Consider the following 15841-nt stretch of genomic DNA (forward strand, 5'->3'; position numbering starts at 1 on the left):
ATCGTTGGAGTGATCGTAAGCATCTGTCAAAGTGAGGCATGGCGCTCTTCCTTCAACTCGCAACCCTGGGTGATGCTCTTGCGGAAACCTCCAGCAAGCTGAAGAAGCGTGCGGCAATTGCCGAGTGCCTGGTACAGGTGCGCGACGACGCCGGTCTGCTGGCGCTGTATCTCTCCGGCGAGGCGTTTCCGGAATCGGATGCACGCAAACTGAGCATTGGCGGCGCCATGCTGTCGCGTGTCCTGCGGGATATCGTGCGACCGTCGGAGGAGCAGTTCACGGCGGCCTGGCGTCGGCATGGCGATATCGGCGCAGCCGCGGGCGACCTGTTCGCCGAGCAAGGACATCTACCCGAGCCGAGCCTAACCTTCGCCCAGGTCGCAGAGGCGTTTGCGGCCATCCCCGCGGCAAAAACGACAGCGCAACGACAGGCGCTGCTTACGGGCTTACTGGAGCGGTGTTCGCCCGTCGAGGCGAAGTACCTGGTGAAGCTCATCAGCGGCGACATGCGCATTGGAGTGAAGCAGGCGCTGATTGAGGAAGCCATCGCCGTCGCCGCGGAGCAGCCGCTAGCTGAAGTACGTAACGCAGTGATGCTGGAAGCGGACCTCGCGCGCGCCACGCAGATGGCCTTCAGCGTTACGTTGCGCGAGGCGCGTATGCGGCTCTTCCATCCGCTGGGGTTCATGCTGGCTTCTCCTGTGGACACACCGGAAGAGGCGGTGAAACGGTTCGCCTCCAAGCCAGAGGCTGCAGAGGAAGCGGGCATCAGTGTGCCGCCGCAATCGCACGCCGAACCAGAACCGCATATTCGCGCAGAGGATGAGTCTGCACTGGATGATGCGGAGCAGGAACACGCGGCGTTGCAGGCAATCCATCTCGATGCGCAGGTAGAAGACAAGTTCGATGGCATGCGCGTGCAACTGCACTTTGGCAGCAGCGATGATCCGGGACGCGTCGCGCTGTACTCACGCAATCGTGAGGATGTGACCGCAAGTTATCCGGAGATTGTGGAAGCCTTCGCTGCGGTGAGCGAGGCTGTGATCGGCAATAGCAGCGGCGTGATTCTGGATGGTGAGTTGTTAGCGTGGGATGTTCGCAGTGAACGCGCGTTACCGTTTGCAATGCTGTCGCCTCGCATCGGTCGCAAGAAGGTCACGAACGCAGTCCGCAGCGGAACGCCGGTTGTTTACATGGCATTCGACATCCTCTTCGCGCATGGTGAGTTGTTGCTGGACTTGCCGTTGAGTGAACGTCGCCGCCGTTTGGAAGCACTGGCTTCGCGCATGCAGGCAGTGACGCTTTCGCCGTTGGAGGCCGAAGCCCCTCTGCCTTCGGGTGGGCTTTTTGTTGACGATTCTGCTGCGACTCCGCAGGGAGAACAACGGTTGCTTCTCTCGCAGGTGGTGGAGGCGCACTCGGCAAGCGATCTGGATCGTGCCTATGTCGCGGCGCGTGATCGCGGTAACGAGGGCGTCATGATCAAGTCTTCCGGCTCGCTCTATCAGCCGGGTCGTCGTGGACTTTCGTGGATGAAGCTGAAGCGCCATCTCGACACGCTGGATGTGGTCATCACCGGCGCAGAGTATGGTCACGGACGGCGCTCGCAGCTCCTGTCCGACTACACATTCGCAGTGCGCGCTAGCGATGGCTCTCTGCAGAACGTGGGCAAAGCGTACGGCGGTCTGACCGATGCGGAGATCGTGGAGCTTACTGACTGGAGCAAAGCGCATACGCTCGAAGACTACGGACACTTCCGCAGCGTTGAGCCTCTCGTAGTGCTGGAGATTGCGTTCAATAACATCATGCGCAGCGATCGTCACGCATCAGGATTCGCGCTGCGGTTTCCGCGCATTGTGCAGATCCGTCGAGATAAGTCGGTCGACGATATCGACACAGTGGAACGCGTGGAAGAGATTTATCAATCACAACCAGACAAACCGGTGTAGCGCTTCGCGCCAACGCAACGCATGATGTCATGCGATCTTTGCGCCAGCCTCTGCTTCCACCAGTTCGTCTTCGCCAATCGGTGGCTTCGGGAATCCTCCACCAAACTTCCACACCAGCAGCAAAACCAGCGTGCCCAGCACAAGGCTCAAAAGCGCATCGGTCACCAGCGCGCCATGCACTCCAAAGTGGTCTGCGCCTACGCCATCCATCTTCACGGAGCCGGTAATGGCCAGGTTGCAGGCCGCAATCGAAACCGCATACTGCGTCGCGCTCAGTGGATTGTTCTTGCCCACAATCTGGAAAACCAGCGCGCTGGTTGCTGTGTAATTGATGCCTGCCATCAGGTTGTAAAAGAAAAGCCCGGCTGCAAACACCCACGGTGTTTTCGGACCAAATGCCATCGCAAGCGATCCCAGCGCAGCCAGCATCGCCGGTGCAATAAATAGAAACCGACGATCAAAGCGATTACTCAAAGGCCCACCGACAGCCGCGCCAATCGCGCATGCAATGGTGAACAGTAGCCCTACCGAAAGATTGGTCAACTCCGGGCTGGCATGAAAGTCCGCGCCCATTCCGCCGAACAGATTCTGCAACGCAAACGTCGAAGACGGGATCACGAATACCAGCAGCGCGAACAGATAACTCGGTTGCCGCGCCGTCTCCCATAGATCGCTGAACAGTTTGTGCATCGCCTCGCCCACCCGGCGCGGGATGCGGTCTTCCTTCGGGATGAAGAAGAGTGGTGTTGCGCCCAGAAGAATGGGAATGGGCACAGTGAACATCGCCACATGAACCGGTAGATTGCGCACTTCCCACACGCAAAGCGCGCCGCCCGCTCCTGTCAGCGCAAGGTAGCTGATGTTGAGCCACGCACTCGCCGCCGAATGCTGCGAAGGACGCACCAGATTCGGAACCATGCCACCAATGGTGCTGGTGTACATCTGGTTGCACAGATAACCGAAGAACACCACCAGCATCAACGCGGTGGCATGCGGGCCGTGGCCTCCATTTTCCGCTCCAGCCGCGAGCATAGGCACAGAGAAACAAAGACATGCCGCTGCGGTAATGGCCAACAACCCCGCCCACACACGACGCGGCAAAGCGCAGTCCACCAGCGGCGTCAGCAGAAAACTGACGTAGCTGGCCGTCAGAATCAGGGCGATCATATCGGCGGTGCGACCCAGCGTCACACCGTGCTCAGGCATCAGTTGCGAAAGACTTACAGACGCAAAGCCGTTGTAGGTGCCGCCGTAGAGAACGCCAGTGATCCATGCGGGCATGTAACGGCGTTGTGATGCAGTGGGAGCGGCGGAAGACATTGCGTTATCGTAGCTGCTGTCCGTGTTGCCAGCCGCGGAAATTCTTCGCCATCCTCAGCCTATGAAGGCACTTGTGCACTGGGGCTGCATCGCTTTTGCATCGTAGATGTAGATGTGGAACGGTATCATCTCGCGGCACGTACTACGGCTTGATATGCTGAGAGACATACCCATGAACCTTGGTGCCTCACGTCGGCTTTTGTGCTGCGCTGCTGCCGCATTCTTTGCGGTGCTGCCAGCCGCGGCGGTGGGTCAGGCGTCGCCCACACCCACGGGCGAGCCGGAAGTGCTGCACGGCAACAACGGTTCCATCACCGAGGTAGGCGTATTAGGGCGCGCCGAATATCGCATTGACATACCCGCATCGTGGAACCGTTCCCTGGTCGTCTTCTATCACGGCTACTCGGAATCGCCGTTCCGCTTCCGTCTTGACGGCAGCATCGGCGCGCAGCCCGAGCAGATGTACCGACGCGGCTTCGCCGTTATCCAGAGCGGTTACAGCGAAACCGGATGGGCACTGCAGGCGGGATACGGAGATACCGAATCGCTGCGCCGCTACTTCGTGAAGAAGTACGGCACCCCGCGCGAGACCTTCGCCGCAGGCGGCTCCATGGGGGGTGCGCTCACCATGATCACCATGGAGCTGAATAGCAAGAACACCTACACGGGCGGCCTGAACCTGTGCGGAGCGGTCGGCCCAAGCTACGTGCATCTCGATCGCCGCTTCGCTACGCGCGCCGCGTTCGATTTCTACTTCCCCGGCCTGATGGGCCCGCTAGACCCGGTCCCGCCGAACTTTGAAGAGAGTGAAGCGCTGCGGCAGAAGGTACTCACCGCGCTGCGTGCCAAGCCGGACGCCGCGCTGGCCATGCGCGAACTCATGCAGCTGCACTCGGACGTGGAGGTGGCTCGCGCCATCGGCTACTTCACATACGTCATCGGCGATCTGCAGAGGAAGGCTGGCGGCAATCCCTTCGACAACCGCAACTGGATCTACACCGGCACCAGCGTGACCACGGCCACCGACTACGCGCTGAACGACGGCGTACGCCGCTACGCACCCGATAAACCAGCCCGCGACTACCTGATGGCGCACTACTGGCCCAGCGGTCGTCTCACCAAACCCATGCTGGCGCTGCACACCATCTACGACCCATTGATCCCTGCGAACTCCCTGACGCTATACGCCAGCGAAGTAGCGCACGCCGGCTTTGCTGACAACCTCGTACAGCAATACGTCCACCGCGAAGGGCACTGCACCTTTACTCCCGACGAAGTCGGCCACGCTTTTGACGAATTGCTGACATGGGTCCACAGCGGCAAGGCCCCACAAGCAGGCCTGCTGCACTAGGGAAACGCTGCGCCGGTTACGGCAGCTTCAGCGTTATCTCCTGGACCTTTTTGGTGTCGAAGGAGCTGAGATTCTTGCTGTCGGACTTCTGTCCGTTCAGATCCGCCCACAGCTCATAATCCGTCGACGTGGAGAGCTGGGCAAAGCGAAACTGCCCGTCATCCGCCGTAATATAGCTGCGCTGCGACAGTGCGCGTGTGTCCTTCAGATGGACAACGGCACCCTTCACCATGGCCCCGGACTTGTCCACCACGGTGCCGGTCACGCTGCGTGTGGCAGCGGCGGCCTGCGCCTGTGCGGTGGGCATGGTGACGCTTACAGGAGCCAGCAGAAGGCCTCCGGCAAACAGAAACGGAAGGATGCGCAATCGGTTCATGTATCGCCTGTGCGATGGCTGCCGGGGAGTCTCCGCGGCAACCATCGTCCCTTATATCGGATTAAACCCGAAGTCATCGCGGGAGTCGCGATTACTCCTCGTCCTCGTCATCGTCATGAGAACGGCCATAATCGTCGTCCTCGTCGTCGTAGCCTTCGGCATCCACCGGTGCAATTTGCAGGGGCTCGGTGGAGACAATCTCCAGTTCTGTCCCACACTCGTCGCAGGTGATGGTTTCGCCCTCTTCAACCTCGTCCACATCGATGTCGAGCTGGTTATCGCACTCTGGGCAAGTCGCTGCCATGATCGTTCCCTCTAGCGTTTTTGTGTTGTGTTGCAGGTCCGGTACATGCCGGTGCCCATCGTTTTGTTTTCCCGCTCAGATGCAGTTGTGGCTGCGTTATTTGCTACAGACGCAAACCGCGCCGCGCGGGGTTGTTTCGAACGGCATTCTTCAGCCGCTAAGACGCTCGTGCCACTTCAGCAGAGTACACGTCTCTCTTTACGCATGCCGACAACGAACTGTGATGAAATGATGGTTGATGTCTCCGCGCGACCCAGTCACGCTCACCCTGCCACCCTTCCGCGGCGCCGTTCGCCGCCTCGTGATTGCGCTGCTGGCTGTGTATCTTCTCACAGGATTGCTGGCGCTGGTATCACCCGCTGTGGGGCGGTTTCTGCAACTTTTCTTCCTGCTCACACCGTGGGCTGTCGTCCGCCACGGCTACGTCTGGCAATTGCTCACGTACCCGTTTTTCAATAGCGGCATCATCTCCTTCGCCTTTGCACTGCTGAATCTCTGGTTCACCGGCGCCATGCTGGAAGACATTCGCGGATCACGCTGGTTCACGGAGCTGTTTTACGTCTCGGCACTCGGCGGCAGCATCCTGGCCACACTCCTTACCGCGTTGCCGCCACTGGTCACCGGTGGCCGCGTCATCCTGCCCCACCTCGATCCCACCATCGCGGTGGGAGGCGTAGGCGCGCCGCTCTTCGGCGTCCTCATAGCCTTCGCCGTCTTCTTCGGCGACACAGAATTTCTCCTCTTCTTCGTCCTCCGCGCCAAGGCAAAATATGTCGTCTGGATGGGTGGCCTGATCTACGTGGCCATGCTGATCTTTGAAGGCAATGCGCTCTGGGCACTGCTCGCCATCTGCAGCGGACTCAGCGGCTACGCCTACACAAAACTGGCACGCCGCACCGGCCTGTCTGCCTCCACCAGCGAACGTTGGTACGGCATGCGTAACGGCTACTACCGCTGGAAGCGCCGTCGCGCCGCACGCAAGTTTGAGGTCTACATGCGCAAGCAGGACCGCATCGTGAAATTCGATGAAGACGGCCGCTACATCGCGCCCGAAGAAGAAGAGCGCAATCCGCAAGATCGCAAGTGGATGAACTAACTATGACGGTACGCTCATGCGCCCTTATAGTGGGCGCATGAGCTATTACTTGGCGGTATTCGATCCTGAAAATATTCCGCTAGAGCGAGATGCATTTCTGGAGTGGTTTCGGGGCCAGACGGATTGGAATGAGCCGATCGATTACGACAATCCCGCAAATGCAACGGTAAGACTGCGATCTTTCATCGCGGATATTTTCCCAATTTTCCCTCCGCTCAATGGACCTTTAGCAGAAGAAGAACTCCCCGGTGATGAAGCTACTGCAGCGGACTACTGTATCGCTCCGAACATGGTTTACATCGCATTTGCTTGGTCAAAATCCGCGCAGGCGAATGAAACCGTCTTCCGTCTAGCCGCAAAGAACAAGTTGGGTTTCTACGATGTAAGTTCTCCAAGCGGAGAAGTGTGGTTGCCCAAGAACGGTACTTTAGTTCTGAGTTCAAAGCACAAGCTTAGCCTGCTTACTCGTGCCCGAAAGCTCATTCACGCCTACCGCTCATTGCCGTGAGAAATCTCTACCTCAGCGGCCCCGGATCCGCTGCAGCTTCTCACGCAGCCTTTGCACAATCTCCGGATGTTCACTCGCCAGGTTGTGCAACTCATAGGGATCGGCTTTCAGATCGTAGAGTTCCAACGGCGAAGTCGGATAAGCAGGCTGCCCCCAGAACTGCCGCGTAGACTTCTCATTCAAACCACCCGTCTCCGGCTTGGTATGAATGCCGGGCCGCTGCGAACGATCCACCAATTTCCACTGGCCTTCCACAACCGCCAGCACCGTTGCCTCTTCCACTAGTGATTCACGACCAGCAGTACTGCGCCCCAACAACGGCTGCAACATGTTCTGACTATCCTGCGCAGACCCCGCAGGAACCGCCTGTTTGGTAAGCGCAGCAAAGCTCGCCAAGAAGTCCACCTGGCTGATCAAAGCATCAGAAACGCCCGGCTTCACCGTGCCCAGCCAGCGCACAAGAAACGGCACACGCGTGCCGCCCTCTTGTATCGAATACTTCCCACCACGCCACGGCCCTGCAGGTTTGTGCTGTCCCAGCTTGCGATCGGATCCATCGTCATAACCATCATTCACAACAGGCCCGTTGTCTGAAGTGAATACAACAAGAGTGTTCTCATCCAGATGATTGCGCTTCAGCGCATCCAGCACCTGCCCCACACTCCAGTCCAACTGGCTGATCACATCGCAGCGCACACCGCACGTGTTCTTACCCGCGAACTCTGAAGCAGGAGCACGCGGCACGTGAATATCGCTGGGCGTGAAGTACAGCAGAAAAGGCTTGTCATGGTTGCGATCAATAAACTCCACAGCCTTACCCGTGAAGGTCGCGGCCATCTTCTCATCCACCCATCGCGCAGACTTGCCGCCCTCCATCCAACCAATGCGGCTAATGCCATCCACAATGGTGCCGTCATGCCCTTCGCTTAGCTTCATCTTCAGCAGCTCAGGGTCTTCTTTACCGGTAGGTTCGTTACCTATCTTTGTCTTATACGAAACATGGATCGGATCAGCAGGATCAAGATTCACCACACGATGATTGTGGATGTAAACCGTAGGCACTCGATCCGCCGTAGCAGCAAAGAAGAACGCATCATCAAATCCAAGCTCGCACGGCCCCGGCGTGATCTCGCCATTCCAATCAATCGTTCCATCGCCCAGACCAATATGCCATTTGCCCACAAGCCCCGTCGTGTAGCCAGCAGATTTCAGCACCGACGCAATCGTCGCCTGCTGCGGATCGATCAACAGCTTCGCATCGCCCGGCAACACGGCGATGCCATCCTTGCGCCACGCATAACTGCCGGTCATCATCGCGTAGCGTGAAGGCGTGCACGTGGCGGCATCTGTATGTGCATTCGTAAATCGCAAACCCTGCTTCGCAAGCGAATCAATATTCGGAGTAGCAACATCCTTCGCGCCATAGCTCGACACATCGCCATAGCCAAGATCGTCCGCCAGAATCACCACAATGTTGGGTCTGCGCGTCGCAGCAGCCAGCAGGCTGGGTGCAGATGTAACAACAGCAGCCGCCGCCAGCCCACCAAGAAACCGTCTGCGATTCATGCGCATGTCCATAGTCACTGCTCTCTGTCTCCCATCTCGTGCTGCTCAAAGCACATGCCCACGCAGCGGGATGATTCTTTCACACAACCGAAATATGAACGTTCAGTAACGTGTGTCCTCGCTCGTTTCTCCAACATCATTTCGCGCATCCAAGCCATGCGAAGGAGATTTTTCCAATGGCTGATCTGGCAACACTGCAGCAGAAGTATGAACCCGTCCTGAAAGCAATTGATCGCTTCACACCGGAAGGCGCGCAACTGCAGGATGTATCCCTCGCAGGCGACAAGCTGCACGTAAAGGCAACACTGCCCTCGCAGGTAACGCTCAACTTCGTATGGGATCAGATCAAGAAAGTCGACGCGCAATACGCTGACCTGCAACACGAACTCATCAACAGCGGCGGACAGGATCAGCCCTACACCACCAAGCCCGGCGACATGCTCAGCAAAATCGCCCAGCACTTCTACGGCGACGGCAATCTCTACGGCATCATCGTAAAGGCCAACAACATCGCCGACCCAAACAAGCTAGCCGCAGGCACAACACTGAACATCCCAGTGCGCAGTTAACAGCGCAACAAGCTGCATGACAAAGGGCCGAGGCAATCGCCTCGGCCCTTTCTAACATCGTTAAAACTTAGTAGCCGTAATAACCACGACGCGAATTCTGATTCGCAGCACCGGCAATCGCACCCACACCAGCGCCCGCAGCGCCGCCAATCAGCGCACCCTTACCGCCGCCCAGCAATCCGCCAAGCACAACACCGGCAATGCCACCAATCGCCGCACCCGTACCCGGTCCAACGCCGTTGTAGTGATTGCCATAGTAGTAGCGACCATCGTTGCGATAACCACCGTTATAACCGCCACGATAATCCGTGTCGCGATAGCTGTTGTTGCGGTAGCCATCATTGCGATACCCATTGCCGTAATAGCTGCTGGCATACTGCCCCGGCCGAGGACCCTGCGCCGAAGCCGCCACTGGAGCCACCATACCCGCCAGCAAAACACCCGACATCACCACACGTCCAAACCGTTTCATGACCAACCGTCCTACGGCCCCCAGATCGCCGCGGCGCCCATCGCCGTCGTCGTCAAAAGCACGCATCAGTATGAACACACATCACGCAGAAAGTTGCGTTGCTTCATCCCGCTTGTCTTCGAAGCATCAAGAAACAAGCCGCTTACCAAACAGAGCATTGCTCCGCTGTTGGCCGTACCATCGCATCGCCTTCCTTGCACGCAAACGCCTTATCAAACTCGGGCATATTGCTCAGCGGGCCCAGCACACGATAGCGCCCCGGCGGATGCGGATCAGTGGACACTGCAGTGCGTGCCATCTCCGGGCGTGCCAATGCGCCACGCCACTGTCCTTCCGCCAGGAAGAACTGTTGTTCCGGTGTCAATCCGTCCACCGTTGGCTCTGGTCCTTTGCCCTCACGCGATCGCTCGTATGCGCGGAATGCAAGATTCACGCCACCCAGATCACCCAGTGATTCACCTGTCACCAGCTTGCCCTGCAGGTGTAGTCCCGGCTCCACAAAGTAGTTGTCATACTGCTTCGTGGTGCATGCTGTGCGCTCCGTGAAGTTCTTATAGTCGGCATCCGTCCACCACTTCAGCAGCCGACCATCTGCAGCATACTGTGCGCCCTCATCATCCACACCGTGGCTTATCTCATGGCCAATGCTCACACCCACCGCGCCATAATTAATGGCATCCAGTCCCTTCGGATCAAAGCCCGGCGGCTGCAGATATCCCGCAGGCACCACCACCTCGTTCATCAGCGGGTTGTAATACGCATTCATTGTGGGCGGCGTCATGTCCCAGCGACCACGATCCACTGGCTTGCCAATCTGCTGCAGATCATCACGCACCGAGTACCGGCGCGCGCTGATGACGTTCTCCAGAAACGTGTCGCGCTTCACCACCACACCTTCGTATGTCTTCCATTTGTCTGGATAGCCAATCTTGATGTTCAGCGCATTCACCTTCTCCAGCGCCTTCGTCTTTGTCTCCGCAGTCATCCAGTCACGTGTCTGGATGGACAGCTTTAACTCATTCACAATGTTCACGGCCATGGTGCGCGCACGAGCCTTTGCTTCGGGTGGCAGGTAGCGGTCCACGTACTCGTGGCCCAGCGCCTCGCCCAGCATGCGGTCCGTTGTGATCACGCAGCGCTGCCACCGTGGGCGTTGTTCCTTCGTGCCACTCAATACTGTGCCGCGAAACGCAAACGACGTTTCTTCAAAGTTGTCCGCTAATGAAGCCGCATTGCCATCCAGCAGATGCCACCGCAGGTACGCCTTCCACTCCGCCAACGACACGGAAGTCAGCAGCCCATCAAACGCCTGCACCACCTTCGGTTGCCCCACATTCATGTGGCCCGTCGTTGGAATATGTTTTGCCTTGAAGTCTGCATCCCAGTCATAGTGCGGAGCCAGTGTCTTTAACTCTGCAAAGGTCGTCGGATGGTCTGTCGCCTTCGGATCGCGCAACTCCACACGGCTCATCCGCGCCTGCGCCAATGCTGTTTCAATCTTCATTACAGCAGCGGAGTCAGTCGTGGCCTGTTCAGCGTTTTCACCCGCCAGCGCGTACATCTTCTTCATGTACTCCATGTACTCTTCGCGCACATGTTTGAATCGGGCTTCATCGCGTAGGTAGTAATCGCGGTCCGGCATCCCCAGTCCGCCAATCTGTATCTCCGCAATCATCTTCGTGGTGTCATGCGAGTCCTGCGTCGCACCCTCACCCACAGGCGCATCCATCCCCATCGCAGCCATCGTCACCATGGCTGCATTCAGTGCCTTCACGTCGCGAATGCTGTCCACGGCGTGCAGCATCGGCTCCAGCGGCTTTAGCCCCGCGCTGTTAATGGCCGCATCATCCATGCACGCGCCGTAGAAGTCGCCGGTTAGCTGAGCAGGCGAACCCTTCGGCGACGTCTTTTTCATGTCGTCTTCCGCAATCGTCCGCAGACGCGCCCACGTATCGTCCTGGGTCACGCTCCGAATCGCCCATGTCGCCTGCCGTTCCGGCATCGGATGCGTCTTACGCCATCCGCCCACGGCAAACGCCTCAAAGTCATTGCACGGGTTCACAGAGCGGTCCAGATTCTCCACTGGCACACCGCGCAACTGCTGCGCAGGCAACGAAAGCGTACAAACCAGAAGCGCACAAGCCACAAAGCGCATGGAAGAAAACCTCGACTCGCAAAGTGTCTTCACAATACATCCTGAAGTCGCCCCCAAGGAGTGTTTCTAGGCGTTTGTGAAAGCGCTGGGCCTCCGCCATTTCTACTGACAGAGACAACGGCGACCAATAACCCCAAAGAACGCAAAGACGCCCGACACCCGCGTTGCCCTCGGTGTCGGGCGTCTCCGCTCATCAAAATCGAATAGCTATTTAGTATTAGCGGCTGTCGTCGGCGTAGCTGTCTGCCTCACGGCAGCATCCACCACCGCATACAGCAACTGGTCCGAATCACGACGAGACGCTGTCTTGATCAGCATGCCCATCTTTCGCCCTGCGGCTTCGGTGTCCGGCAGCGTTAGGCCACGCTTCTGGGCGCTTAGGTTCGCGCACACCTGCACCATCTCAAAGAACTTGTCTTCGTTTCGCCCGCTCTCCACCCACGCTTCATGAACCGTGCTGGTCAACAGTTCCTGGCTCACCGGCATAACAGTCGCACTTGCTGCCGGTTTGCTCTGTGCCTGCACCGCCATCGGAGCCACCATCAATCCGCCTACCAGCGCTGCCCGTAGTACCCAATGCTTCATCATCATTCTGTCCTCTCGCGCTTAGCGGCGATAGCCGTGGTTGTAGTCACGATAGTCGCGATCATTGCGGCTATCAGCATTCGCCTTGCCCAGCAGCGCACCACCTCCGGCGCCAACCGCGCCGCCGATCAGTGCGCCCTTCAGGCCGCCGCCAATCAAACCGCCCAGCAAAGCACCCGCACCGCCGCCAATCAGTGCGCCCTTGCCCGGCCCAATCCCACCACTCTTGTGGTTGTCTTGGTACCGGCTGCGGTCATACCGGTCGTCATACGGATGTGTCCCGCGGTAGCCGTTGTCATATCCGCCGTGATGCTGCGCCTCCGCTGGCTGAACCACGACCGCAGGGGCCACCGTTCCCAACAGCAACGCCCCGCTTAAAACCATTCCGAGTCGCTTCATCCTCTATCCAATCCGCTCTGCAGCCAAAGGCAGCAGCGCTGTGCTGGAAGGTAGATGCCTCAACCCGCCACCGGTGTCAGCTAAACCCACGTAAATTCATGGGGAACCGATTCGGAACACCAGCGCAAAAGCCGCGTAAATCGGGCCTCTGCAAAGAGCCAGCAGTTATACTGATAGAGACAATGGCAGACGATCAGAACCAGCTTCCCCTCGGCTCAAACGGCGGTAACAACCCCGAAGAAAACGCGAAGACGCCAGACACCGCACCAGCAGGTTCAGGAGGCGACGGCGGCAACACGCCCACCGGCCCCGGCGCAGCGTTCATGATCCCCATCAACATTGAAGAAGAGATGCGGCGGTCGTATCTCGACTACTCCATGTCCGTCATCATCGGCCGTGCTCTCCCTGACGTCCGCGACGGCCTCAAGCCCGTGCATCGCCGCATCCTGTACGCAATGCAGGAGATGGGCCTCCAGTCCAACAAGAAGTACACCAAGTGCGCCAAGGTCGTCGGCCACGCCATGGGTAATTACCATCCCCACGGCGACTCCGCCATCTACGACGCCATGGTCCGCCTCGCCCAGCCCTTCTCCATGCGCTATCCGCTGGTCGACGGCCAGGGCAACTTCGGCTCCGTCGACGGCGATCCGCCAGCCGCCATGCGTTACACCGAAGCCCGCATGATGAAGATCACCGGCGAAATGCTCGCCGACATCGACATGGACACCGTCGACTTCACCCCGAACTACGACGAATCCACGCTCGAGCCCACGGTCCTCCCCGCGCGCTTCCCGAACCTCATCGTCAACGGCAGCTCAGGTATCGCCGTCGGCATGGCGACCAACATCCCGCCGCACAACCTCACGGAGATCATCAACGCGACCATCAGCCTGGTGAACTCCACCGGCCTCAGCCGCGATGAAGAACTCGACCTCGTCATGCAGACGGTGCAGGGCCCCGATTTCCCCACCGGCGGCTTCATCTTCGGCAAGCGCAACATCCGCGAGTCCTACCGCACCGGCCGCGGCCGCTTCCTCATGCGCGCCAAGTGCTCCACCGAAGAGCTCAAGGGCGGTCGCGAATCCATCATCGTCAGCGAGATCCCGTACCAGGTCAACAAGAACAACCTCATCAAGCGCATCGCAGAGCTCGTCACCGACAAGATCATCGACGACATCTCCGACGTCCGCGACGAGTCTGACCGCGACGGCATGCGTATCGTCATCGAACTCAAGCGCGGCGCGCAGCCTGAGATCGTGCTCAATCAGCTCTACAAGAACACCTCCATGCAGGAGAGCTTCAGCATGATCTTCCTGGCCGTCCACAACGGCCAGCCCCGCGAGCTCCCGCTGCCCGACGCCATCCGTGCTTTCATCGAGCACCGTATCGACGTCGTCCGCCGCCGCACCGCCTTCCTCCTCGGCAAGGCCCGCGAGCGCGAACACACCTTGCTCGGCCTGCAGATCGCGCTTGACCACCTCGACACCGTCATCCGCATCATCCGCAACAGCAGCAACCGCGCCGACGCCCGCGAAAACCTCTTCGCATACTTCAGCGGTCGCAACATCAACCTCCGCGGCACCGAACTCCAGGGCATCACGCTCGACCCCGCCAAGTACGGCATCGACTCCGCTCTGCTTCCCGCTGCACCCGCAGGCTCCGCGCTCTCCGGCACGCTCATCCTCAGCTACCGCCAGATCGACGCCATCCTCGAACTGCAGCTCTACCGCCTCACCCAGCTCTCCATCGACGAGCTCCTCAACGAACTCGCCAAGGTCCGCGAAAACATCGCCTACTACGAGAGCATCCTGGCATCGGAAAAGAAGCTGCGCAAAGTCATCGTCGCCGAACTCGAAGAAGTCCGCGACAAGTACGGCGACGTACGCCGCACGCAGATCGTCGACGAAACCGCCGAACTGCAGCTCGAAGACCTCATCGCCGACGAGCAGGTCGCCGTCACCGTCTCGCACTCCGGCTACCTCAAGCGCACGCCCATCTCCACCTACCGCCAGCAGCGTCGCGGTGGGACTGGACGTTTGGGTATGAAGACCCGCGAAGAAGACTTCGTGGCCTCGCTCATCGTCGACAGCACACACGCCTACCTGCTCTTCTTCACCAACACCGGCCGCGTCTTCTGGATGAAGATTTATGAAATCCCAGACGTAGGCGCCGCAGGCAAGGGCAAGCACATGGCCTCCATGCTCGCGCTCCAGCCCGGCGAAAAAATCGTCAATTACCTCGCCGTGCGCAACCTCAAGGAAGAGGGCAAATACGTCTTCTTCGCCACGCGCGACGGCATCGTCAAAAAGACACCGCTCACTGACTTCAGCAACGTCATGGCCCGCGGCATCATCGCCATCAACATCGACAAGGAAGACGAACTCATCGGCGTCCGCATCACCTCAGGCGACGACGTGGTCTTCCTCGCCACCCGCGAAGGCATGGCCATCCGCTTTGAAGAAAAGTACGACCCTGAAAAGTCGGGCGGCCTCCGTCCCATGGGCCGTAACGCTGGCGGTAACAAGGGCATCACCCTCAAGAAGGGCGACTACGTCATCGGCGTCGCCGTCACACCGTCTGAGGACTCGCGCAACCGCAAGCGCCTCGAACTCGCCGCCCGCTTTGACACAGCCAACCCCGTCAAGCCCGGCAAGCCCACCATGGCAGACCAGGTGAAGTCCGCCATCGACGAGCTGCAAAAGGCCAAGGGCAGCGTCCCCCTCGAACTCGAAGGCGACCCAAACGAGAACGTGGTCGAAGCCGCCGCGCCAGAAGAACACGCAGCCCGCCTCGAAGCGCTCGACAAGGAAATCGGCATCACCCCCTGCCTCATCCTCACCGTCAGTGAGAATGGCTTCGGCAAGCGGACTGACGTCGATGCATACCGCCTCCAGTCACGCGGCGGCAAGGGCGTCATCAACATGCGCACCACGCCAAAGATCGGCAAGGTAAGCAGCATCCAGCTCGTCGATGAAACAACCGAACTCATGGTTATCAGCCAGTTCGGCAAGATCATCCGCATCGACACCAAGAGCATCCGCGCCGCAGGCCGAGCCACCATGGGCGTAAAGCTCCTCGACCTCGACGACGCAGACAAGGTAGCCGCAGCCGTAACCATCCCCAACGAAGAAAAGAACGAAGAAGAAAAACCGTTGGTGCAGTAAGACCCAACAAGCACTTAATTCAAAGGC

General features: G+C 59.0%; 14 protein-coding genes. 6 read left to right on the top strand and 8 right to left on the bottom strand.

Going from position 1 to position 15841, the window contains the following annotated elements; genetic code table 11:
• The first annotated feature begins 38 nt into the window (after positions 1-38).
• Positions 39-1949, top strand: a complete 1911-nt coding sequence (locus tag M504_RS13915; RefSeq protein WP_047492403.1) for an ATP-dependent DNA ligase — start codon at positions 39-41, stop codon at positions 1947-1949.
• Between the two features lie 27 nt (positions 1950-1976).
• Here the strand turns inward: M504_RS13915 and M504_RS13920 are convergent, their stop codons facing one another.
• The gene (locus tag M504_RS13920) at positions 1977-3269 is read right to left on the bottom strand and encodes an MFS transporter (protein ID WP_047492406.1); all 1293 of its coding nucleotides are present in this window, start codon (positions 3267-3269) and stop codon (positions 1977-1979) included.
• A gap of 172 nt (positions 3270-3441) precedes the next feature.
• Here M504_RS13920 and M504_RS13925 point away from each other — a divergent pair, with 172 nt between their 5' ends.
• Positions 3442-4620 (top strand): peptidase, encoded by a 1179-nt coding sequence (locus M504_RS13925; RefSeq protein WP_047492410.1) that lies wholly within the window; start codon positions 3442-3444, stop codon positions 4618-4620.
• Positions 4621-4636: 16 nt separating this feature from the next.
• Here the strand turns inward: M504_RS13925 and M504_RS13930 are convergent, their stop codons facing one another.
• Together M504_RS13930 and M504_RS13935 are read right to left on the bottom strand one after the other, a co-directional pair.
• A complete protein-coding gene (locus M504_RS13930; RefSeq protein ID WP_052200736.1) occupies positions 4637-4996 on the bottom strand; it encodes a carboxypeptidase-like regulatory domain-containing protein in 360 nt (119 codons plus the stop codon).
• Between the two features lie 91 nt (positions 4997-5087).
• A complete protein-coding gene (locus M504_RS13935) occupies positions 5088-5300 on the bottom strand; it encodes a hypothetical protein (protein WP_047492415.1) in 213 nt (70 codons plus the stop codon).
• Positions 5301-5538: 238 nt separating this feature from the next.
• Between M504_RS13935 and M504_RS13940 the strand changes: the two genes are divergently transcribed.
• Positions 5539-6396, top strand: a complete 858-nt coding sequence (locus M504_RS13940) for a rhomboid family intramembrane serine protease (protein WP_047492418.1) — start codon at positions 5539-5541, stop codon at positions 6394-6396.
• A 37-nt stretch (positions 6397-6433) separates the two neighbouring features.
• Positions 6434-6904 carry a hypothetical protein gene (locus tag M504_RS13945; RefSeq protein WP_156993777.1) on the top strand — a complete coding sequence of 157 codons (471 nt, stop codon included), beginning with the start codon at positions 6434-6436 and terminating at the stop codon, positions 6902-6904.
• Positions 6905-6916: 12 nt separating this feature from the next.
• On the opposite strand, the gene M504_RS13950 is transcribed toward M504_RS13945, so the two are convergent.
• Positions 6917-8470, bottom strand: a complete 1554-nt coding sequence (locus tag M504_RS13950) for a sulfatase-like hydrolase/transferase (RefSeq protein ID WP_047495012.1) — start codon at positions 8468-8470, stop codon at positions 6917-6919.
• Positions 8471-8646: 176 nt separating this feature from the next.
• Between M504_RS13950 and M504_RS13955 the strand changes: the two genes are divergently transcribed.
• Entirely contained in the window at positions 8647-9039 is a 393-nt protein-coding gene (locus M504_RS13955) for a LysM peptidoglycan-binding domain-containing protein (protein ID WP_047492419.1), read from the top strand.
• 67 nt (positions 9040-9106) lie between these two features.
• On the opposite strand, the gene M504_RS13960 is transcribed toward M504_RS13955, so the two are convergent.
• The 4 genes from M504_RS13960 to M504_RS13975 form a co-directional block, all read right to left on the bottom strand.
• Positions 9107-9577 (bottom strand): hypothetical protein, encoded by a 471-nt coding sequence (locus tag M504_RS13960; protein WP_052200738.1) that lies wholly within the window; start codon positions 9575-9577, stop codon positions 9107-9109.
• 76 nt (positions 9578-9653) lie between these two features.
• The gene (locus M504_RS13965) at positions 9654-11666 is read right to left on the bottom strand and encodes a M13 family metallopeptidase (RefSeq protein WP_047492422.1); all 2013 of its coding nucleotides are present in this window, start codon (positions 11664-11666) and stop codon (positions 9654-9656) included.
• A gap of 207 nt (positions 11667-11873) precedes the next feature.
• Positions 11874-12257, bottom strand: a complete 384-nt coding sequence (locus M504_RS13970; RefSeq protein WP_232296285.1) for a hypothetical protein — start codon at positions 12255-12257, stop codon at positions 11874-11876.
• A gap of 15 nt (positions 12258-12272) precedes the next feature.
• A complete protein-coding gene (locus tag M504_RS13975; RefSeq protein ID WP_047492427.1) occupies positions 12273-12650 on the bottom strand; it encodes a hypothetical protein in 378 nt (125 codons plus the stop codon).
• A 182-nt stretch (positions 12651-12832) separates the two neighbouring features.
• On the opposite strand from M504_RS13975, the gene gyrA reads away from it, so the two are divergent.
• The gene (gene gyrA, locus M504_RS13980) at positions 12833-15814 is read left to right on the top strand and encodes a DNA gyrase subunit A (protein WP_047492430.1); all 2982 of its coding nucleotides are present in this window, start codon (positions 12833-12835) and stop codon (positions 15812-15814) included.
• The last annotated feature ends 27 nt before the right edge of the window (positions 15815-15841 follow it).

Origin of the sequence: Terriglobus sp. TAA 43 (assembly GCF_000800015.1) — a bacterium.
In the GTDB taxonomy this organism is placed as follows: domain Bacteria; phylum Acidobacteriota; class Terriglobia; order Terriglobales; family Acidobacteriaceae; genus Terriglobus.